1 protein-coding gene is annotated in these 268 nt (G+C 64.2%); it reads right to left on the reverse strand.

What is annotated here, in order from left to right; translation table 11 throughout:
- The coding region (locus AC0L2F_RS35845; RefSeq protein ID WP_473251538.1) for a beta-ketoacyl synthase N-terminal-like domain-containing protein at positions 1-254 on the reverse strand (254 nt) is incomplete at its 3' end.
- Positions 255-268 lie beyond the last annotated feature (14 nt).

Genomic DNA, 268 nt, shown 5'->3' on the forward strand with positions numbered 1-268 from the left:
TGCGCGGCCTCCCGCGCGGCGATCGTCGCCAAAAGGCTGAAGCGGTCCATCGAGACGACCTGCTTGCGGTCGATGCCGTGATCGGGAAGCGTCCTGATTTCGCAGCCGACCCTGATTTTCAGGTCATGCAGCTCCGAATTGACGATCGGGCCGATGGCCGAGCGGCCGGCGCGCATCTCGCCCCAGATCGCGGGCACATTGGTGCCGAGCCCGCATATGCCGCCGATGCCGGTAATGACGACGCGCTTGTGCATTCAGTCAGGCTTTT

It is taken from the genome of Bradyrhizobium sp. Ken64 (assembly GCF_055807555.1).